The following is an 18,896-nucleotide window of genomic DNA, read 5'->3' on the forward strand; positions in this document are numbered from 1 at the left end:
AGCTGACCGACGCCAAGTAGTCGCGCGCTGCCCCCTCAGCCACACCCTCCCTAGCTGTTTCCGCGACCCCACCATGCGCGGACCCCTAGCCGGGTGCGTGGCTGCCCATCGGCAGAACGGACGCGACCCCCTCATGCCCCCACCGTTGCTTCGCCCTGCCCACCCTCGGGTGCGGCGATGAACGTCAAACTGCTCGGCTTCGGCGCTCTGACCCCGGTCCTGCTCGCGTTCGGTGTCGCGGTCGCCGCCACCGGCAGCGGTGCGCTCGACCCGGTCGCCAGCAGCATCGGCTGCGTCGCCGCCATCGACCCGTCCGCTCCGGTCAACCAGACCATCAAGGACCTCAACGCCACCCAACTTGGCCACGCCAAGACCGTCTACGACGTGTCGGTCGAGATGAAACTCCCGCCCCGGGCCGCGGTGGTCGCGCTCGCGACCGTGGCGCAGGAGAGCTACTTCAAGAACATGGCCAACCCGACGGTGCCGAAGAGCATGACCCTGCCGCACGAAGGCCAAGGCGCCGACCACGACTCGGTCGGCCTGTTCCAACAGCGGCCGTTGCCGCCAGACGGCGAAGGCGGCTGGGGCACCGTCGAAGAACTCATGACGCCGAAAATCTCGGCGATGAAGTTCTACAGCGCCCTCAAGCGCATCGACGGCTGGGAAACCCTCCCCATCACCGTCGCCGCCCAGAAGGTGCAGATCTCGGCGTTCCCCGACGCCTACGCCAAGCACGAGCCGCTCGCGACCGCGCTAGTCGCGCTCATCGGTGGCGGCGCGGTCACCTGCCAGAACGGTGCAGTAGGCGCTGGCGGCTGGGCCAAGCCTGTCCCCGGCGGCATCAACAGCTACTTCCGCGAGCCCGGCCGCGAGGACCACTACGGTGTCGACCTCGGCGGCACGCGCGGAACCCCCATCCACGCCGCCAGCTCCGGCATAGTCCTTATCGCCGAATGCAACGGGGGCAGCAACTGCGACGAAGACGGATCGATGTCCACACCCGGCTACGGCTGGAAGGTCGACATCCTCCACCCCGATCGCACCGTGACCCGATACGGACACATGTGGCGCCAGCCCTTCGTACGCACCGGCCAGACCGTTCAAGCCGGCCAAGTCATCGGCCTGATGGGCACGAGCGGCAACTCGTCCGGCGTCCACCTGCACTTCGAGACTCATACGGGTGCGCCAGCCAACAACGCCAACGCCGTTGATCCCTTGCCCTTCATGGCCGCCCGAGGCGTCACTCTCGGCAAGAGCGGATAGGTGTAGGATCTCATCATTAGTGGCGAATTCTCATTTGAATTGACGTACATCTGGCGAATTCGCCAAGTCGATGAGAATCCCTAGGACCCTCAGTGTTTTCGCGGCGGCCTGCTCAGCAGCGCAAGCACTAAAGCACCGAGATCCTCACTGTCGGCCAGCATCTCAACCACGCCGGTCGCCTCTAACGTCCGCTGCGCCTGTCCCCGGGCATTGACGACGCGATAAGCACTGCCGCATTCGACGGCTGCGACATAGCCGCACACCAGTGCCAGAACACCAGCACCGTCCAAATAGGTCACCGCGTCGAGATCGACATGCAACTCATCGGCCCAGCCAGCCACGATCGCCTCAAGAATCATCGGTGTCAGTTGCTCAGCCGCCACACCCCGGACGTCTCCAGCCAACTCCAACCGGACACTTGACCCGCCGACACAACGTTTGTTGACCGAAAACGACCTCATCGTCATCACCCCACTGCCAGAGGAGACGCGCAGACCTCCAGCCAGCGCGCTTCGTGATCTCCCAGCAGGGTCCAGACTGACGATCGACCCTCACCTTATCGGCGATCACCAGCAAAATCACGCAGCAAACGACGCTAGATCATGAGGATTTCGCCAGATCGGTGAGAACGCACCGCCGACAAATCGATGAGAAACCCGGCCTTAGCACGGGCGAATGACGTTGGCTCCGCCATCTACAACGCGAACCTACAATAGGCCGGGTATTTCCGTGCTGCCGCTGCAGGATCCGCCCCGCGCCGCGAACACCCCACGGCATAGGCTGGCGCTCAACGACAGCGCAGTTGTTGATCGCACCTTTGTGAACCAGCGCCTAACGTGTTCCGGCTCTTGGAAATATCGTCCGTTGTGGACATAGCTCATCCAGCGCCGAGCGCGTACTTGCAAATGTCGTCGAGATTCGGCTGGTAGCCGTCGGTCGTGTCGACCGTCAGCTTCGCCATGCTCAGCCCGACCCATTCCTTTCGCGGGTCGGGGTAGACGTGAGCGCGTGCATGTACGGCGTTGCTCTTGTACCGATCGGCCCTTCGCGTAGTCATGTTGGCAGGATCGGTTCGGCATTCGATGATTCGTAGGTCTGCGTTGAGCCGTTCTAGGCCTTTGCGCCAGACGTGGTCTTGGAAGGCAGCCTCGCCGACTACCGTGACTCCGGCCTCGAGCAGAAGTGCAAGGGTGTCGAAGAAGATGTCGAACGTCCGTGTGGTGAGGGGGTCGCCTGGGGTGGCTTCGAAGCCTGGGGTGTTGACGACCATGCCTTCTTTGATCTCGTCACGGCTGATCACTGGGCATCCGATCGTGCGGCCGAGCCTGTGTGCCAGGGTCGTCTTACCGGCTCCGGAGGCGCCCGTGACCAGAATCAGCCGGGGTGCGTTCACTGCGGCATTCTACGCGGGCGATGCCGATCTTCCGGCGCAGCAAATCGATAGACGAGCCTACGGTGCGGCAATTCGCGTGACCGTGAGCATGCCATCGGCTACTTTGCATCGATATGAGCCCGTCGATTGCGTCAGACACACCTGACGGCTCTGCGCGCCCACCACTTGTCGGGCTTTCCTACGGAACTGTCACGGTCGTTGATCACGATCCGGGCTGGGTTGGGCTCTTCGATCAGCTGAGCCGGCCTCTTTCCGCTTCGCTGGGCAGCATGGCGGTCGCGATCGAACATGTCGGGTCGACGGCTGTCCCCGAGCTGAAGGCCAAGCCGATCATCGATATTGCCATCGGTATCAGGCCAGCCGACGCGAGTTCAGTGATCGATGCGATGACCCGGACGGGCTGGCTGTTCCGAGGCGACAAGGGCGACGACGGCGGTCTGCTGTTTGTCTATGAGAGCGCACCACTGTTCCGAGTCGCTCATGCCCACGTCGTGGTTTACGGCGGACCAGCGTGGAACGACTATCTGGCTTTCCGTGATCTGCTGCGCGCCGACGCGGTCGCACGCGTCAGGTATGAGCAGCTCAAGCAGCAGTTGGCGGCCGAGCATTCGGGTGACCGTGCGGCGTACACCGCGGGCAAGCAGGAATTAGTGCGACAGCTTATGGGGCGCTGACCAGCAGCCGCTGTTCGCCGCCCCGGCCCCCGTTGCCTTGTTCCTACGCCCGGTGGCCCGTTGCGGGCCACCCCGCCTGTGAAGGTGCCTGCCATGCTCAGCACATCCGTAATCGACAGCCTGTTTCCTGCCGACCTGCCCGAGACGTCGTTCTGGTTCGACCGCTACCCGCCCCGGGACTTTCCGGTGGGGGCGCTGGTGACCCGGTTCTCGCCCAGCCCGACCGGGCATCTGCACATCGGCGGGATCTACGCCGCCATGATCTCCAAGGACCTCGCCACGCACTCCGGCGGCAGCTTCTTCGTTCGTATCGAGGACACCGACCAGGCCCGTGAACTCGCCGGCGCCACCGCACAGTTCGCCCGTGCGTTCGCGCATTTCCGTGTGGCAGCAGACGAGGATGACATGACGGGCCGCTATGGCCCGTACACGCAGTCAGCCCGCGCCGACATCTACCTGTCATTCGTGCGGCATTTGCTGCGCTGCGGCCACGCCTACCTGTGCTTCGCCAGCAAAGAAGACCTGGCCGTGCTCAGTGAGCGGCAAAGGAACGCCGGTGTGCCGACCGGCTACTACGGCTCCTGGGCGCCGTGGCGTGATGCCGCTGACGACGACGTCCTGGCTGCGCTCGAGACCGGCAGACCTTATGTGGTGAGGTTTCGGTCGCCTGGCGTGGACGGCAGAGTCGTGTTCACCGATGCGATCCGGGGCAGGATCGAGCTCAACGACAACATCAACGACGCGGTGATCCTCAAGTCGTCCGACAGCCCGCTGCGGCTGCCGACCTATCACCTGGCCCATGCCGTCGATGACAGCCTGATGGGGGTCAACATGGTGGTGCGGGCCGAAGAGTGGCTGCCGTCGGTTCCGTTGCACCATCAGCTTTTCGCCGCGCTCGGCCACCCGCCGATCGCGTATGCGCACATTGCCCAGCTGCTCAAACTCGATGGGCGCGGTAAACGCAAACTGTCCAAACGCAAAGACCCGGAAGCCTCAGTCGACTTCTACATCCGCTGCGGCTTCCCGGTTGAGCCGCTGCTGCATTACCTGCGCGGTCTGGCCAACGGAAGGCTGGCCGAAATGCCGACAGCACAAGCGCTGGCGGAGCCGATTCGCTTGGCAGAGTGCAACAATTCCGGGGCGCTGGTCGATCTGGTCAAGCTCGACGACATGTGCGCCGACTACATCGCTGCGCTGCCCGGCGAACAGATTCTGGACCAGGTCGCGGTGTGGGCTGCGGAGTTCGATCCGCCGCTGGCGCATTCCCTTGCCGGCCAACGCGATGCCGCTTTGCGCGCGCTTGCCATCGAACGTGACGGCGTTGCCAACCCGCGTAAAGATCTGCGGCGATGGGATCAATTCCGCACCGTGTACGGCTACTTCCTGCCCGACCTGTTTTCGCCGGTGACCACATTGGAGGCAACAGACCTGGCGTACCTGGACCCGTTGGCGGTGAAGACTTTCGCCGCTGAGTTGGTCTCGTCTTACCGTGAGGACCCGGACCGCGAGGCCTGGTTCACCCAGATCCGGGATACCGCCATCCGGTGCGGCTTCGCCCCCGACGTCAGGACGTTCAAGGCCAGCCCCAGCAGCTACCCGGGCGCGGTGCGGGAAGCCGCCCAGATCGTGCGGGTCGCGCTGACGGGTGCCACCCGCAGTCCCGACCTGCACGCCGTCGCGCACGCCCTCGGCGCCGACGAAGTTATCGCACGCCTGTCCCACCTCACCACCAACCGCTAGCAAGGCACGACCTGTCGCCTAGGGGACCGTCCCTCGAACGGGAAACTCGCGTGAACACCGCGACACCGTTCGATACGGTCCCGTGGTGACCCAGCAATCACGCATGGCGTTCAACAACGACCCGGCAACCTACACCGACGCCCGTCCCGGCTACCCAGACGAGTTGTATGCACTACTGGCCGAGCGTTGCGGGCTGGCTGCCGGAGCCCGCGTGCTGGAGATAGGGCCCGGCACCGGGCAAGCCAGCCAAAGACTCCTCGCCGAAGGCGCGCACGTGACGGCCGTGGAACCCGGCGAGCAGCTGGCAGCCGTTCTGTCCCAACGGTTTCCCACCGAGCGGCTTGAGGTCATCGTGGCCGACTTCGAGGACGCCGACCTGACCGGCCCATTCGACCTGGCCGTTGCGGCGACGTCGTTTCACTGGGTGAATCTCGGCAGGTCCATGCCCGAGCTTGCCCGGCTCATTCCGCCCGGCGGCTGGCTGTGCATCTGGTGGAATGTCTTTCAAGATCCTTTTAAACCGACGGCGTTCAGAGACGCCCTCGACCAGCTCTACGCCGACGTCCTGCCTGATCTCAAACGCCCCAGCGGCGGCCTGCCCGACCGGCTCCAGCCCGAATCGTGGACGCGAGATCTAGAAGCCGGTGGATGGTTCGGCCCCGTCGAAACCAAGTTCCTGAGCTGGGACAACCCGTTGACCCCACAACGCGCGCGCGAGTTGTGGTCGACGTTCTCCAACATCATCAACCTCGATGCCGAGCGGCGTTCGCGCTTCCTCGATGGGCTTGAGGCCATCGTCCGCGACCGGTTTGGCGGGCTCGTCCAGGACCCGTGCGTCACCGCGGTCTACCTCGCGCCGCGGACCGGCCACAGTTAACCGGACACCAGGCAGCACAACGCCCACAAGCAGGCGTCACAGCTCACAACCCACATCAGGGGTTTCGACGTTCCGGTCTCACGAGCCGACTGCGGCTTTAATGATCAGTAGGTGAGCGCCCGTAGGCTCCCAGGCATGGTTGCGCCGATGCTGGCGACGCTGGCCCCGCTTCCCGAGGGGCCGCAATGGGCCTATGAGTTCAAGTGGGACGGCGTGCGCGCGATCATCGGCATGGACAGCGACCTGGTTCAGGCCATCTCCCGCAACAGTCTCGACTTCACCGCCTCCTACCCGGAACTGACGGAGCTGCCCCGGCAATTGCAGCACCGGTCTGTCGTGCTCGACGGCGAGATCGTGGCACTCGACGCCTCGGGCGCACCGTCGTTTTCCCTTCTGCAGCAGCGAATGCACGTCAAGACCCCGACACCTGCGCTGCTGACCAGGGTGCCGATCTTGTTCTACTGCTTCGATCTGCTGACCCTCGACGGGAAGCCGACTCTCGGCTGGACCTACCAGCACCGCAGAGAAGCACTCGAGTCGCTCGCCCTCGGCGTCGGTCCGATGCACCTGAGCCCGCGCTTTGACGGACCCGGCCAAGCGGTCCTCGAGACGGCCCGACAGCATGGCCTGGAAGGGATCATCGCCAAGACCCTCACCTCCACCTACCAGCCAGGCGCCAGATCACGTAACTGGATCAAAGTCCCGATCAACAACACCCAGGAAGGCATCGTCATCGGCTGGCGGCCCGGCGAAGGCACCCGCGCCGGCACCATCGGCTCACTGCTGCTCGCCGCGCACGACAGCAGCGGCGCGCTCAGCTTCATCGGCGCGGTCGGCACCGGCTTCACCCAATCCGCACTCCGAGCCCTCCAGCTGCAACTCACCGCGATCGAGACAACGGTCTCTCCGGCAACCGGGCGGCCTGTGCCGACGATGTACGCCCGGGGCGCACACTGGACCAGCCCGACCCTGGTCGGTGAGGTCCAATTCCGCACCTGGACCCCGGAAGGCACCATGCGCCACCCCAGCTGGCGAGGGCTCAGACCCGACAAGCAGCCCAACGACGTCACGGTGCACCTCGGCTAGCAAGGCACCGCCCCATATCCGGTGGCCAGGCTTTCCCCTGCGATGCCACACTCGTCGTGTGGGATCTGCAGCAGTACGATTTCGCCGCCCCGGCCGACCGGCCGCGGGCACTCCCGGCATGGCGTAATCCGCCGCGCTGACACCTTCCAGGTGCGAGACGTCCCCGGCACTTTCGAGCCGGGGATCTTTCTTTTCCGCACCCAGCCCAAGGAGTCAGCCATGCCCACGATCACCGCACAGCAGCTAGACGCAGCCCTGGCACTGCGAGACCTCACCGATCCAGCCCAAGGCATTCACGCCATGCAGCACATCGTTTCCAAGGCCGAGGCAGCGCTCGCCCACGCATGGGCCATCCCCGCCCACCGCTCGCCGGGCGCCCGCATCGTGCCCATACGCGACAACTACGACCGGCTCCGCTACGACCCCGCCGCCCTCACCAGGGACAGCCGCTACACCCGCTACATAGACGACACTCGCATGCTGCGATCCCACACCACCGCAGCCATACCCGCACTGCTCGCCCAATCCAGCACCGATGTCGTCTGGTCCGTGCCGGGCATCTGCTACCGGCGCGACAGCATCGACGCCCAGCACACCGGCGAGCCCCATCAGCTCGACCTGTGGCGGGTCTCCCCCACCGCTCAGCTCACCGAACAAGATCTTGAGGAAATGGTCGCCACCGTGGTCCAGGCGACATTGCCCGGAAGGCGATGGTGGACCGTGCCCTCCACTCACCCCTATACCGTCGCCGGGCGCGAGATCTATGTCAGCGACGGCGGCTCGGCGGTGGAGATCGGCGAGTGCGGCCTCGCCCACCCACAGCTGCTCGCCGACGCCGGGTTGCCGCCCACCGCCAGCGGGCTGGCGATGGGACTGGGAGCCGACCGCCTGCTGATGCTCGCCAAACAGATCCCCGATATCCGGCTGCTGCGCAGCGCCGATCCCCGTGTCGCCTCCCAGATGAACGATCTGGACCTGTACCAGCCGATCTCCCCGATGCCCGCCACCCGGCGCGATATCTCGATCGCCGTCTACGGGCACCTCGATGTCGAACTGGCCGGCGACCAAGTTCGTATCCTTCTGGCAGACGATGCCGACAACATCGAGGACTTGTCGGTGTTGTCGCAGACCCCCTACGAGCAGCTCCCGCCCGGAGCGATCGCACGTATGGGCATTAGCCCCGGCCAGACCAACGTTCTTCTACGGCTCACTATCCGCCATCCCACTAGAACCCTCACCGCGGCCTACGCCAACCGGATCCGCGACCGCGTGTATGCGGGGCTTCATGAGGGCTCCCACCAGGAATGGGCGGTGTCTCGCAGCGGCTCACCCGCCGCCTAGCTGGAGAACGGAGAGGTCCTGTCCCCTGGCTCGCTGCCCGGAGGTCATGCCGGGCCGCGAGCCAGGGGCTAGGTCAATGCGGAGGCCTTAAGCCAACGCGAGCAGCTCATCACAGAGGTCCCGGAGCGTGGGGATGACCTTTCCGCCACCCCGGCTGTTGAGCTTGGCGCTGGTCGCCAGGTTGAAGGTCTTCCTGTCGCTGACGAAGTAGTCGACGAACGGAAGCGCCGTTGCCAGGGCGAAGAAATCCAGCAGGTCCGAGTTCTTCGGCTTCCGGTCCGCCTGCAGGTGGGTCTGCACGCGCAGCTCGGTGAAGGCCCCCTGGATCGGCATGGCATCCAGCAGCCTGTGCATCGCCGGGTTCTCGCCGTTCACGACGCCGTCGGCGATCGCGGTGACGACCGTGTTCGGGTCCTTTCCAAGCGCCCGCAGGACTGGATCGAATAGCTTGATCGAATCCGTGAACGCAAGGTACTCAATCGCGTTGCGCACCGCCTTCGACGTCCGGCCTTGCTGGTCGATCGCCGCGCGGATCGACACCTCCAACGCGGCGAACTGGGCACCCTTGCCGTCGGCAATGGACACCTGCGGGGCGAAGACCGGCTCCATACGCGGGTCGCGCAAGGCGAGTACGCCTAGCTCCAGCCGGTAGGGAACGTTGGCCTCCAGCTCTTCCAGCTGGGCTCGCAGCTCGGCGGGCAGCGACGTGTCCCACAGCGCTGGTGCGCCGGTCGCCTTGTCGAGGATGAACGCCTGCCCGTGCACGCCGGTCAGGCAGTGCTTGAGACCCCACCCGAGCGGCTCGGGTTTCTCCAGCGTCACCGGCAGGCCGAGGAACTCCACCGCTCCCACCGAGGCATCCCACACGTCGAGGTTCTTGGTCCGCAGCGTGTGGAACCCGGTGAGTTCCGCCATCGCCACCGCTGTGTCCCAGCGGCCGTCGGCGTTATCGCGCTGCCAGTTCTCCCGGTAGTGGGCTTCGGAGAGAGCGAAGATCACCTTGCCGGCCAATGCCATGTCCCGCAGGATCTGAAACGTCCCGGCCTCGCTGGCTTCCATCGGGGAGCCCGCCCGGTCCCGGGCCAGGTGGTCGTAGCACCACTGGTCCAGATAGGCCACGATCGGACGCGGGCTGTCGCCCAGCACCCATCGCGCAGGAAGCTGTGGGTCATGGGTCAGCGGCCAGTTCTCGGTGAACATCTGGTCACCACCGGACCAGATAGGTCATACGTGTAAACACGGGGTATAACGCTATCCGGGGCGGAGATGTCCCGGCTACCGATTATCGGGCGCCCCCTTCATGCGACGTTGAGCTGGGGATCACCCAGCGGGTGGGTCGCGACGTCGAAGAAGACCACGTTGTTCCCCTCGAACCGCTCTCGGAGAACCCCCAGTCGGCTGGCGATCTGCACTGGCGTGGCACGCCCGACGTGGATGCCGATCGCGATGCTCCTCGGGGCGCCCCCGGCTTTGATGGCCTCGACGATGTGTGTGTCGTTCTCGCCGAAGCTGGACCCAACGATCACCAGGGGAGCGGTATCACGGGTCAGCTCTTGCAGTGCGAACCACAAATAGCGGCTGCGCTGGATGACCGCGTACTTATCTTTCGCGGTGCCTTCGCTGACCAGCAGCGGTTCTCGGCTCGGGTGCTCCTCGTAGCGATCCTTCAGATCGAGCAGGCCGGTGACCGTCGCGGTCCACTTCCCCGTCACGCCGGCCCAGTCGTCCCGCCACAGGTGCAGCGCGCCGTGCAGGTAGAGCAACTGTGTCCGGTCCCCAGACCACAACGCCGTTGCCGGATCAAATAGCAGCTCCCCGTCGCTGGGCATCATCATGTCGCGGAACTCGGCACGACGCGACATGATCGCCCAATAGGGGATCAAGTCATAGTTGGTGGTGAATACCCGACTGTAACTTCGCAGGTGCCCCGCTACGGCCTGCAGCACCTCCTGCGAGAGGGCACCGTGCCGCACGTGCGTGTCGTTCACCGCAGCAAACAATGCCTCGCGGATTCCGTCATGCTCAGCAGCCATCCGCTTAAGGCCGGATTCCGGGAACCCAAACGCAGCGCTGATCTGCTGGGCGTCGAGCATCCGCTCCAGCACCAACTCGAAGTTCGTGGTGTCGTAGAGGTCGAACAGCCGCTTGGCAGTCTCGCTTAATTCGGCCCCATCGAACAGTCGGCGGTAGCCGAACCCACTGGAGATGTTCATCGAGAAGCCGTTGCCGAGCAGTAACGATCCCCAGCCCTGCCCTGCGATCTCCGGCCAATCACGGAGCCGCTCCACGCTTGCCATCCCCATCCCCCGATCAGGCCGGTCATCGCCAGCGTGCTCAACGCCGGAAACCTCAGCCTGGTCACCCCACAGACGATCATCCGTGGTAAAGATCATGACGCAAGCGCGACCTGCACCACCGATGCTCGCCGATATGTGGCGTCGCGAAGAAATCCCAAGGGATTGACAGCGATGCCAACTCCAGCTCGGAGAAGACAACACAAAGTTTCCGAAGAGATCGAGACACTTCACTCAATGGCGCATCAAATGCGGAACATAGGTGGCAATGGATACCCCGCTGACACCCCACTGACGATCAAGGGCACTTACCCAAGTGAATGGATAAGTGCCCTTGACCTGCAATTTCTTTGTAGCGGGGACAGGATTTGAACCTGCGACCTCTGGGTTATGAGCCGAGCGAGCATCAGGACACATTTTCAAGATATCTATGAGCGAATATTTTGCCAGGTCAGAGCGCATCTTCTATCGATGTTCGCGGAATACTATTTGGACGTCCGATGTGGCCTGAAACCCAGTGAGATCCGGTTCAAACGCTAAAGGATCTTCAAAATAGGTTGAAACAGGCATGAAACTCCACCCTTTTCGACCCGTTTTGCCCACTCTAGTGGATCAACATGGCACGGTAGTTTCCACATTGGACAGCTTCATTCCGGACATTTGGGCCCCCAACCCGTCGTTAAGCGCATCAGCGGGGTTGACAAACTTTCAACATCATCGTGTATCGTCGATTAGCGATGATGTTGGCCGAAGGGTGCGCGCGAGATGTCTGAGGTTCTGCTGGATCGCGAGGCGGCGCAGCGATACGCGTCCTGGTTCAGGGCGCTTGCGGATCCGACGCGGGTGCAGATCGCCGAGTTGCTGGCGCGCCGTCGTGAGCCGATGAGTGTGGGGCAGATTGTGGCGGCGGTGGGCACGGCGCAGTCGACGGTGTCGCACCATTTGAAGATCCTGGCCGAGGTGCGGTTCGTGCTGGTCGAACCGGACGGTAACGCCAACCTGTACCGGATCAATGAGAACTGTCTGACCTGCTTTCCTACCGCGGCCGACGTGGTGATGGGCCGCCCGGTTGCCGCACCTGGGGAGGTCCCGTGCTGATCCGGCCGATGACCACCGCCGACGCGCAAGCGGTGCTGGACATCTTCGCCGCGGGAATCGCGGGTGGCATGGCCACCTTCGAGACCGAGACACCTGGCTGGGAGCGGTTCGACGCAGCCCGGCTGCCGGATCACCGCTGGGTCGCCGAGCACGACGGCACGGTGCTGGGCTGGGCGGCGGTGTCACAGGTGTCGGCCCGACCGGCATATGCCGGGGTCGCGGAACACAGCGTCTACGTCCATCCCCACGCGCACGGTCAGGGCGTCGGCTCTGCGCTCCTCGAAGCGCTGATCGCCTCGACCGAAGCGGCGGGGATCTGGACGATCCAGTCGGGAGTGTTCCCGGAGAACACAGCCAGTCTCGCGCTGCACGCCAAGCACGGCTTCCGGACCGTCGGAGTGCGGCACCGGCCGGGCAAGCTGCGCGGAGTCTGGCGTGATGTGGTCGCGATCGAGCGCCGCAGCACGGTCACCGGCATCGAGTGACGGGCACCACCCAAACTTTGATTTGACAGATGCCTAACTAGGCGGCAATCTAAACACTGGTTCGAGAAACTTCTAAGCAGCCCGGTTGGCCGGGAGTCAAGGAGCAGTCATCATGAGCACCACCCCGGTTGACACCCTGCCAGTCGTGGTGATCGGCGCAGGCCCGGTCGGCCTGGCCGCCGCTGCCCAGCTGGCCACCCGCAACGTCCCGTTCGTGATCGTCGAAGCGGGCGAGCAGATCGCCGCGTCGATCCGCGAGTGGGCACATGTGCGGCTGTTCTCGCCGTGGCGGTACAACACCGACCCGGCCGCCCGCGCGCTACTTGAGCCGACCGGCTGGACGGCTCCGGACCCGGCATGGCTGCCCACCGGCGGCGAGCTCATCAACGACTACCTCGAGCCCCTCGCCGCGCACCCGGCCATTGCGCCGAACCTCAAGCTCGGGGTGAAGGTGGAGGCGATCGCCCGGCAGGGTTTCGACAAGGTCCGCACCGCCGGCCGCGACGCCGCCCCGTTCCTGATCCGTCTCTCGGACGGATCCGAGCTGCTGGCCCGCGCGATCGTCGACGCGTCCGGCACGTGGCGCAGCCCCAACCCCCTCGGCGGCAACGGTCTTGCCGCCCACGGTGAGACCGGCGCGGTGGCCGCTGGCCGGGTGTTCGCCGGTATGCCTGACGCGGCCGGGACGCTGCGGGAGAAGTTCGAAGGCAAGACGGTCGCCGTGGTCGGCGCCGGGCATTCCGCGACCGGCACCCTCCTCGCCCTGGCAGAGCTGCCGGGCACGCAGGTGCACTGGCTGCTGCGCTCGGCGGACCCGTCGCGCTCGTACGGCGGCGGCGCAGCCGACGCCCTGCCGGCTCGTGGGTCGATCGGCACCCGCGTCAAAGACCTGGTCGACAGCGGAAAGGTGACCGTCCACACCGGATTCTTCATCCACGAGATCACCGCAGACGGCCTCGTGTCGGCCGATGGCCGCACCGTCGGCGCGCAGGTGATCGTCAACTCGACCGGCGCCCGCCCCGACTACAGCGCCAGCACCGAGCTGCGCCTGGACTTGGACCCGATCCTCGGCTCCACCCGCGCCCTGGCACCGTTGATCGACCCGAACCAGCACTCCTGCGGCACCGTGCCCCCGCACGGCTACCTTGAGCTCGGGCACCCCGAGGACGGTTTCTACGTCGTGGGCGCCAAGTCCTACGGCCGCGCACCCACATTCCTGCTCGCGACCGGGTTCGAGCAGGCCCGTTCCGTGGTCGCCGCTTTGGCCGGTGACCTGCAGGCTGCGGCGGCGGTCGAGCTCGACCTGCCGGAGACCGGTGTCTGCTCGACCAACAACGTCAACGCCGCACCCGCCGCAGCTGAGGAGTCGGGATGCTGCGGCACTCCCGCCCCGGCGGCCGATGCCAAGCGCGGTCTGGCCACCGGTGTCGCCGGCGGTCTGCTGACCGTCCCGCTGGTCACCGTCGGCGCTCCCGCCGAGCAGACTGGTGGCGGCTGCGGCTCCAGCTGCGGCTAGACATGACGACCACACTGTCCATACCGGCCGCCACCCCAACTGTGGGTGGCGGCCCGCCACGTCACCGCGTCCTGATCGCGGTCTTAGCCGTCACCCAGACCGTCGGCTACGGCGTCATGTTCTACGCCTTCTCCGTCCTGCTCGCCCCGATCGCCGTCGACCTGCACGCCTCCACCGCTGCGGTGACCGGCGCGTTCACCACCGCTGTCGTGTTCGCTGCCGGGGCGTCGATCCCGGTCGGGCGGTGGCTGGACCGCCACGGCGGCCGGGCACTGATGGCCACCGGCTCGACCCTCGCAGTCGTTGCGGTCGTCTTATGGTCGCGAGTGGACAGTCTGTGGCAGCTGTACGCGGTATTCGCCGTTCTCGGTGTCGCGTCAGCGTCGGTGCTGTACGAGGCGGCGTTCCCCGTCCTGGTCGCCACGGTCGAACCGGCCCGCCGCAACAATGCCCTGCTCGCGGTGACGATCGTGGCTGGGTTCGCCAGCAGCATCTTCTTCCCGCTGACCGGACTGCTGCTCGAGCAGTACGGCTGGCGCACCACGCTGCTGATCCTGGCCGGGATGCTCGCCGTCATCACCGTCCCCGGCCATCTCCTGGTGGTCCCTGGCCGGGCCCGCCACCATCACACCGCCGCTTCCCGCACGGGCATGCCGGTGCGGGAGGCGCTGCGGGACAAGAGTTTCTGGCTGCTGACTGTCGCGTTTGTCGTGCACGGCGCGGCGCTGTCGGCGATGGGCGTTTTGCTGATCGTCTACCTGCAGCACGCCGGGCACACCACCGCGATCGCCGCCACCCTGGCCGGGCTTCTGGGCATCTTGTCGGTGACCGGCCGTCTGGTGACCACCGGGTTGTCGCGCCGGTTCAGCATGCAGACCGTGACCGCCGTCGTGTTCATCGTCCAGGCTGTCGGGGCTGCCGCGCTGCCGTTCCTCTCCGGGACTCTCGCCGGGGCGGCGGCGTGTGTGACGGCGTTCGGGCTCGGGTTCGGGGTGGCCACGATCGCGCGTCCGGCGATCCTGGCCGGCCGGTATGGGACGGCGCGGTATGCCACCATCGCCGCCACCATGACCGTCCCGATCACCCTGGCCAAAGCGTCCGCACCGTTGGGTGCGGCGCTGCTGGTCCCGGACGTGTTCATCACCACCGTCGCGCTCGCCTGTCTGCTGGCGGCAGCCTTGCTGATCGCCGCGGGCAGGACCCCCGCTTCTAAGCTGGACCAGTGATCAGCAGCGGGCGGTATGCCGACGTGGTGGTGATCGGCGGCGGCCAAGCCGGACTGGCGGCCGGGTTCTACCTGCGCCGCCACGGTGTGGACTTCGCCATCCTCGACGCCCAAACCTCGCCGGGCGGAGCGTGGCAGCACGTGTGGGAATCCTTGCGTCTGTTCTCCCCAGCCCAGTTCTCCTCGCTGCCGGGCTGGCAGATGCCCATCCCCGAGCACGGCGGCTACCCCGACACCGCCCATGTCATCGACTACCTGACTCGCTATGAGCAGCGCTATCAGCTACCCATCCGCCGCGGCGTCACGGTCACGAGCGTGCATCGCACCGAAGGCGGTTTCCGGCTCGACACCAGCGACGGTGGCTGGACCGCACGGATCGTGGTGTCGGCGACTGGCACGTGGTGGCAGCCGTTCATCCCCGCCCTCGCCCGCAATAGCCGATTCACCGGGGCCCAGTTGCACACCGTCCACTATGGAAAGCCGCAGGATTTCGCCGGTATGCGGGTGGCGGTGGTCGGGGCGGGGAACTCTGGTGCGCAGATCGCCGCCGATTTGGCCGGGCACGCCGCGCAGGTGCGGTGGATGACGCACATGACACCTCGATTCCTGCCTGATGACGTGGACGGCCGGGTGTTGTTTCAGCTGGCCAATCAGCGCTACCGGGCCCTGAAAGCAGGCCTGCCCGCACCGGCGGGAATCAGCGAACTCGGCGACGTCGTGGCCGTGCCGCCCGTGCGCGACGCCCGCGATGCCGGGCGGCTGCACGTCATGCCCATGTTCACCCGCCTGGCGCCCGACGGTACACAGTGGAGTGACGGCAGCAGCTGGCCGGCCGACGCGATCATCTGGGCGACCGGGTTCCGGCCGGCCCTACACCACCTGGCACCACTGCATCTGCAGCGCGTCGACGGGCATCCGGTCACCGATGGCACCGCCTACCGCCACGATCCCCGTCTGCATCTGCTGGGCTACGGCGACTGGACCGGCCCGGCCGCAGCCACGTTGATCGGGGTGGGGCCGATCGCCCGGGACATGGCCGCCCAGGTCAAGGACCTTCTTGCCTCCCAGGGTGTTTCGCCGGTCACATCGGGGTTGCAACCTATACCCGGGTACAGGCTTACCGTGGGTTCATGACCATGACGAACCTGCCGCTGGCCTGGGAGCCCGAGGCGTGCACGCTACCGACTGCGGAGCGGCCGTTGCGGCTGGCCGAGTTCGACACGCTGTTCACCGGCCTGACCACCCTGGACCGGCTGACCCCCACCCACGCACGGCTGCATCTGACCGGCCCGGCCGGGCTCGAGGAGGTCGTGCGGGATCTGACTGCCCGCGAAACGGCGTGCTGTTCCTTTTTCACCTTCACCGTCACCCCGGTCACCGACCGGCAGCTGACCTTGGATATCGAAGTCCCCGCCGCCCACACGGCGGTGCTGGAAGCCTTGGCCGGCCGGGCCGAAACCATCGCCGCCACCCCCACCGGCAGCTGATGAATCTCATCGGCCCGGGTACGCGAGGTGACCGTAACCCTTGCAGGAGTTCAGGTATGAGCACAGACATGCTGCGCACCGGCGAAGTCGCCGAAGCCGCCGGGGTCAACATCCAGACCCTGCGCTACTACGAACGCCGTGGCCTGATCGCCGAACCGGCGCGCAGCCTCGGCGGGCACCGCGCCTACCCCGCCGACACCGTCACCCTGCTGGGCATCATCAAAGCCGCCCAGAAACTCGGCTTCACCCTCGACGAGGTCGCCGAACTCCTCGACACCGGCCGCCGCCGTCATCCCAGCCGCGACCTGCAACAACGAGCTGAGGCCAAACTCGCCGAAGTCGACCAGAAGATCGCCCACCTCGGCGCGATCAAACAAGCGCTGACCGGGCTGATCGCCGCCCGCTGCGACAGCCTGACCAACTGCACCTGCACCGACTGCCCGATGCCGTTTCCCGAACTGGCCGCACCCGAAGGACTCACACGCCGATGACCACCACCCCCACCATCCCCACCGGACAGCCGGCCGGCACCCACCTGCTGCATCAGATCGACAACACGCCGCCGACCCGCAGCAAAGTCACCGCAGCCCTGGCCGCCCTCGCGTGTGCCGCGTGCTGCGCCCTTCCGCTGCTCATCGCCGCCGGAGTCCTCACCGGCGCCGGTGCCGCAATCTTTGAGAAGACGCTGCTGGCCGTCGCCGGGCTGCTCGCCGCAGCCGCAGCGGGTATGTGGTGGTGGCATCGCCGCCGCCAGGCCGCCAAAGCCGCCGCAGCTGGAGGGTCGGGCTGTGCGGGCGGAAACTGCTCGTGCTGAACGTCCCCGGTAGTGTGGCCGCAGCCATGGAGGCTGCGGCCCGCACCGCGCAGAAGACTGCCGGGCGATCATGGCGATAGCATCCCGGCCATGACGATCACCCGCTCCATCCTGCTGTTCGCCGTGGCCGCCCTCTTCGAGATCGGCGGCGCGTGGCTGATCTGGCAGGGCTGGCGCGAACACCGCGGACTGTGGCTGGTCGCCGCCGGAGTCATCGCCCTGGGCGCCTACGGGTTCGTCGCCACCTTCCAGCCCGACCCGCACTTCGGCCGGATCCTGGCCGCCTACGGCGGCGTGTTCGTCGCCGGGTCGCTGGCCTGGGGCGTGATCGTCGACAAGTTCCGGCCCGACCGATGGGACATCATCGGCGCGGCCATCTGCGTCCTCGGCGTCGCCGTCATCATGTACGTGCCCCGGACCTAACCCTGGCTCAGCATCGCCAGCACCGATAGGGTGCGGTCCACCTCGGCCTCGGTGTTGTAGTGCAGCAACCCGATCCGCAGCGCCCCGTCGGGCAGGCCCAGAGCATCAAAGCCGCTGCCCGCATGGAACCGTCCCGCACTGGCCGCGATCCCGTGGGCAGCAAGATGCTTCGCGACTTCGGCCGGGTGATGTCCGGGCAGGGTGAGGGCGAAGGTGGCGGTGCGGCCGACCATCGAAGGCAGGCCGTGCAGCTGCCATCCGGACGGGATGCCGGCCAGGAACCGTTGCCCCAACACGGTTTCCTGTTCGGTGATCGCCTCCCAGCCGACGCTGTCCACATAATCCAAGGCTGCCGACAGTCCGGCGATGGACTCGAACGGCAGGGTGCCATGCTCGAACCTGGCCGCCCCGGGCGCGTGGACCGCGTGCGGGAGCTGGTGCGGCGCCCACGACTGCGCCACCGACTGTTTGACGTAGGCCAGGCCGAGGTGGGGGCCGAAGAACTTGTACGACGAGCAGATCGCCACATCCACCCCCAGCTGCGCGACGTTGCCAGATGCGTGGGGTGCGTAGTGGGTCAAGTCCGCCCACGCCAAAGCACCCGACGCATGGGCGAGCTTCACGATCGCCGCGACATCGGTCGCGGTCCCGATCCCGTTGCTGGCATACGGGAACGCCACAATCCGGGTGCGCTCCCCGATGACCGCGGCCAGTTCGGCCATGTCCAGGGTGGAATCCGGGTTCAGACCCACCTTGCGCACCACCAGGTCGAGATCGGCGGCGGCCTGGGTCCAGGGGGCGATGTTCGCGTCGTGGTCCAGGGCGGTCACCACGATCTCGTCGCCGGGCTGAAAGGCGCGGGTGGCGCCACGCGACAGAGTGAAGTTCAAAGCGGTGGCGTTGAACCCAAACCCCACCTCCGTCGGCGACGCGGCGCCGAGGAACGCGGCGGCTTTGGCGCGGGTCCGGGCGAGGAGGTCTGCAGTGGCCTGGCTGTGGGTGAACACGCCGCCGAGGTTCGCGTTCCGGGTGACCAGGTAGTCCACGATCGCGTCAAGGACCGGTTGCGGGGTCTGGGATCCGCCCGGCCCGTCCAAACGGATGGTCCCGTCGGCCAGGGCGGGGAACAGGGTGCGGGTGGCGGTGATCGGCAGCGTGCTCATCAGGGTTCTTCCTCGGT

20 protein-coding genes are annotated in these 18,896 nt (G+C 66.3%); 15 read left to right on the forward strand and 5 right to left on the reverse strand.

Features of this window, described 5'->3' with window-relative positions; translation table 11 throughout:
* The first annotated feature begins 177 nt into the window (after positions 1–177).
* Complete coding sequence (locus A3E1_RS43510) at positions 178–1,263, forward strand: M23 family metallopeptidase (protein WP_020525239.1); 1,086 nt, start codon at positions 178–180, stop codon at positions 1,261–1,263.
* 89 nt (positions 1,264–1,352) lie between these two features.
* Here the strand turns inward: A3E1_RS43510 and A3E1_RS0133705 are convergent, their stop codons facing one another.
* Positions 1,353–1,724 carry an STAS domain-containing protein gene (locus tag A3E1_RS0133705; RefSeq protein ID WP_157631905.1) on the reverse strand — a complete coding sequence of 124 codons (372 nt, stop codon included), beginning with the start codon at positions 1,722–1,724 and terminating at the stop codon, positions 1,353–1,355.
* Between the two features lie 416 nt (positions 1,725–2,140).
* A complete protein-coding gene (locus A3E1_RS0133710) occupies positions 2,141–2,656 on the reverse strand; it encodes an AAA family ATPase (protein WP_020525241.1) in 516 nt (171 codons plus the stop codon).
* A 113-nt stretch (positions 2,657–2,769) separates the two neighbouring features.
* Here A3E1_RS0133710 and A3E1_RS43515 point away from each other — a divergent pair, with 113 nt between their 5' ends.
* The 5 genes from A3E1_RS43515 (at position 2,770) to srmL (ending at position 8,374) form a co-directional block, all read left to right on the forward strand.
* On the forward strand, positions 2,770–3,330 hold the full coding sequence (locus A3E1_RS43515; RefSeq protein ID WP_020525242.1) for a GrpB family protein: 561 nt from the start codon (positions 2,770–2,772) through the stop codon (positions 3,328–3,330).
* Positions 3,331–3,423: 93 nt separating this feature from the next.
* Positions 3,424–5,070 (forward strand): glutamate--tRNA ligase, encoded by a 1,647-nt coding sequence (locus tag A3E1_RS0133720; protein ID WP_020525243.1) that lies wholly within the window; start codon positions 3,424–3,426, stop codon positions 5,068–5,070.
* A gap of 85 nt (positions 5,071–5,155) precedes the next feature.
* Entirely contained in the window at positions 5,156–5,947 is a 792-nt protein-coding gene (locus A3E1_RS0133725) for a class I SAM-dependent methyltransferase (RefSeq protein ID WP_026209087.1), read from the forward strand.
* Positions 5,948–6,082: 135 nt separating this feature from the next.
* Positions 6,083–7,033: a non-homologous end-joining DNA ligase gene (gene ligD, locus A3E1_RS0133730; protein WP_020525245.1), complete on the forward strand. Its 951-nt coding sequence runs from the start codon at positions 6,083–6,085 to the stop codon at positions 7,031–7,033.
* Between the two features lie 219 nt (positions 7,034–7,252).
* The gene (gene srmL, locus A3E1_RS0133735; RefSeq protein WP_020525246.1) at positions 7,253–8,374 is read left to right on the forward strand and encodes a PheS-related mystery ligase SrmL; all 1,122 of its coding nucleotides are present in this window, start codon (positions 7,253–7,255) and stop codon (positions 8,372–8,374) included.
* A gap of 87 nt (positions 8,375–8,461) precedes the next feature.
* On the opposite strand, the gene A3E1_RS0133740 is transcribed toward srmL, so the two are convergent.
* Both A3E1_RS0133740 and A3E1_RS0133745 read right to left on the reverse strand, forming a co-directional pair.
* Complete coding sequence (locus tag A3E1_RS0133740) at positions 8,462–9,574, reverse strand: hypothetical protein (protein ID WP_020525247.1); 1,113 nt, start codon at positions 9,572–9,574, stop codon at positions 8,462–8,464.
* Between the two features lie 98 nt (positions 9,575–9,672).
* A complete protein-coding gene (locus A3E1_RS0133745) occupies positions 9,673–10,767 on the reverse strand; it encodes a DUF4917 family protein (protein WP_020525248.1) in 1,095 nt (364 codons plus the stop codon).
* Positions 10,768–11,433: 666 nt separating this feature from the next.
* On the opposite strand from A3E1_RS0133745, the gene A3E1_RS0133750 reads away from it, so the two are divergent.
* From A3E1_RS0133750 to A3E1_RS0133790, 9 genes are all read left to right on the forward strand, one after another.
* The gene (locus A3E1_RS0133750; protein ID WP_020525249.1) at positions 11,434–11,766 is read left to right on the forward strand and encodes an ArsR/SmtB family transcription factor; all 333 of its coding nucleotides are present in this window, start codon (positions 11,434–11,436) and stop codon (positions 11,764–11,766) included.
* Positions 11,767–11,774: 8 nt separating this feature from the next.
* On the forward strand, positions 11,775–12,251 hold the full coding sequence (locus A3E1_RS0133755; protein ID WP_040392690.1) for a GNAT family N-acetyltransferase: 477 nt from the start codon (positions 11,775–11,777) through the stop codon (positions 12,249–12,251).
* A gap of 112 nt (positions 12,252–12,363) precedes the next feature.
* The gene (locus tag A3E1_RS0133760; RefSeq protein WP_020525251.1) at positions 12,364–13,767 is read left to right on the forward strand and encodes an NAD(P)-binding domain-containing protein; all 1,404 of its coding nucleotides are present in this window, start codon (positions 12,364–12,366) and stop codon (positions 13,765–13,767) included.
* A 2-nt stretch (positions 13,768–13,769) separates the two neighbouring features.
* The gene (locus A3E1_RS0133765; protein ID WP_020525252.1) at positions 13,770–14,993 is read left to right on the forward strand and encodes an MFS transporter; all 1,224 of its coding nucleotides are present in this window, start codon (positions 13,770–13,772) and stop codon (positions 14,991–14,993) included.
* Positions 14,990–16,126 (forward strand): ArsO family NAD(P)H-dependent flavin-containing monooxygenase, encoded by a 1,137-nt coding sequence (locus A3E1_RS0133770; RefSeq protein WP_020525253.1) that lies wholly within the window; start codon positions 14,990–14,992, stop codon positions 16,124–16,126. The genes A3E1_RS0133765 and A3E1_RS0133770 overlap by 4 nt, the downstream gene beginning before the upstream one ends.
* A complete protein-coding gene (locus A3E1_RS0133775; protein ID WP_020525254.1) occupies positions 16,123–16,479 on the forward strand; it encodes a hypothetical protein in 357 nt (118 codons plus the stop codon). Before A3E1_RS0133770 ends, A3E1_RS0133775 begins: the two co-directional genes overlap by 4 nt.
* A 56-nt stretch (positions 16,480–16,535) precedes the next feature.
* The gene (locus tag A3E1_RS0133780) at positions 16,536–16,970 is read left to right on the forward strand and encodes a MerR family transcriptional regulator (protein WP_020525255.1); all 435 of its coding nucleotides are present in this window, start codon (positions 16,536–16,538) and stop codon (positions 16,968–16,970) included.
* Complete coding sequence (locus A3E1_RS43520; protein WP_020525256.1) at positions 16,967–17,293, forward strand: hypothetical protein; 327 nt, start codon at positions 16,967–16,969, stop codon at positions 17,291–17,293. Before A3E1_RS0133780 ends, A3E1_RS43520 begins: the two co-directional genes overlap by 4 nt.
* A gap of 90 nt (positions 17,294–17,383) precedes the next feature.
* On the forward strand, positions 17,384–17,716 hold the full coding sequence (locus tag A3E1_RS0133790; RefSeq protein WP_020525257.1) for a YnfA family protein: 333 nt from the start codon (positions 17,384–17,386) through the stop codon (positions 17,714–17,716).
* Here A3E1_RS0133790 and A3E1_RS0133795 read toward each other — a convergent pair.
* Complete coding sequence (locus tag A3E1_RS0133795; RefSeq protein WP_020525258.1) at positions 17,713–18,879, reverse strand: cysteine desulfurase-like protein; 1,167 nt, start codon at positions 18,877–18,879, stop codon at positions 17,713–17,715. The two genes, A3E1_RS0133790 and A3E1_RS0133795, sit on opposite strands and share 4 nt — an antisense overlap.
* Positions 18,880–18,896 lie beyond the last annotated feature (17 nt).

The sequence above is a fragment of the Catelliglobosispora koreensis DSM 44566 genome (assembly GCF_000379685.1).
In the GTDB taxonomy this organism is placed as follows: Bacteria; Actinomycetota; Actinomycetes; order Mycobacteriales; family Micromonosporaceae; genus Catelliglobosispora; species Catelliglobosispora koreensis.

Coding starts and splice junctions, on each gene's coding strand:
- A3E1_RS43510 (WP_020525239.1), top strand. CDS start 178: ATGAACGTCAAACTGCTCGGCTTCGGCGCTCTGACCCCGGTCCTGCTC.
- A3E1_RS0133705 (WP_157631905.1), bottom strand. CDS start 1,724: ATGAGGTCGTTTTCGGTCAACAAACGTTGTGTCGGCGGGTCAAGTGTC.
- A3E1_RS43515 (WP_020525242.1), top strand. CDS start 2,770: ATGAGCCCGTCGATTGCGTCAGACACACCTGACGGCTCTGCGCGCCCA.
- A3E1_RS0133720 (WP_020525243.1), top strand. CDS start 3,424: ATGCTCAGCACATCCGTAATCGACAGCCTGTTTCCTGCCGACCTGCCC.
- ligD (WP_020525245.1), top strand. CDS start 6,083: ATGGTTGCGCCGATGCTGGCGACGCTGGCCCCGCTTCCCGAGGGGCCG.
- srmL (WP_020525246.1), top strand. CDS start 7,253: ATGCCCACGATCACCGCACAGCAGCTAGACGCAGCCCTGGCACTGCGA.
- A3E1_RS0133740 (WP_020525247.1), bottom strand. CDS start 9,574: ATGTTCACCGAGAACTGGCCGCTGACCCATGACCCACAGCTTCCTGCG.
- A3E1_RS0133745 (WP_020525248.1), bottom strand. CDS start 10,767: ATGATCTTTACCACGGATGATCGTCTGTGGGGTGACCAGGCTGAGGTT.
- A3E1_RS0133750 (WP_020525249.1), top strand. CDS start 11,434: ATGTCTGAGGTTCTGCTGGATCGCGAGGCGGCGCAGCGATACGCGTCC.
- A3E1_RS0133755 (WP_040392690.1), top strand. CDS start 11,775: ATGACCACCGCCGACGCGCAAGCGGTGCTGGACATCTTCGCCGCGGGA.
- A3E1_RS0133760 (WP_020525251.1), top strand. CDS start 12,364: ATGAGCACCACCCCGGTTGACACCCTGCCAGTCGTGGTGATCGGCGCA.
- A3E1_RS0133765 (WP_020525252.1), top strand. CDS start 13,770: ATGACGACCACACTGTCCATACCGGCCGCCACCCCAACTGTGGGTGGC.
- A3E1_RS0133775 (WP_020525254.1), top strand. CDS start 16,123: ATGACCATGACGAACCTGCCGCTGGCCTGGGAGCCCGAGGCGTGCACG.
- A3E1_RS0133780 (WP_020525255.1), top strand. CDS start 16,536: ATGAGCACAGACATGCTGCGCACCGGCGAAGTCGCCGAAGCCGCCGGG.
- A3E1_RS43520 (WP_020525256.1), top strand. CDS start 16,967: ATGACCACCACCCCCACCATCCCCACCGGACAGCCGGCCGGCACCCAC.
- A3E1_RS0133790 (WP_020525257.1), top strand. CDS start 17,384: ATGACGATCACCCGCTCCATCCTGCTGTTCGCCGTGGCCGCCCTCTTC.
- A3E1_RS0133795 (WP_020525258.1), bottom strand. CDS start 18,879: ATGAGCACGCTGCCGATCACCGCCACCCGCACCCTGTTCCCCGCCCTG.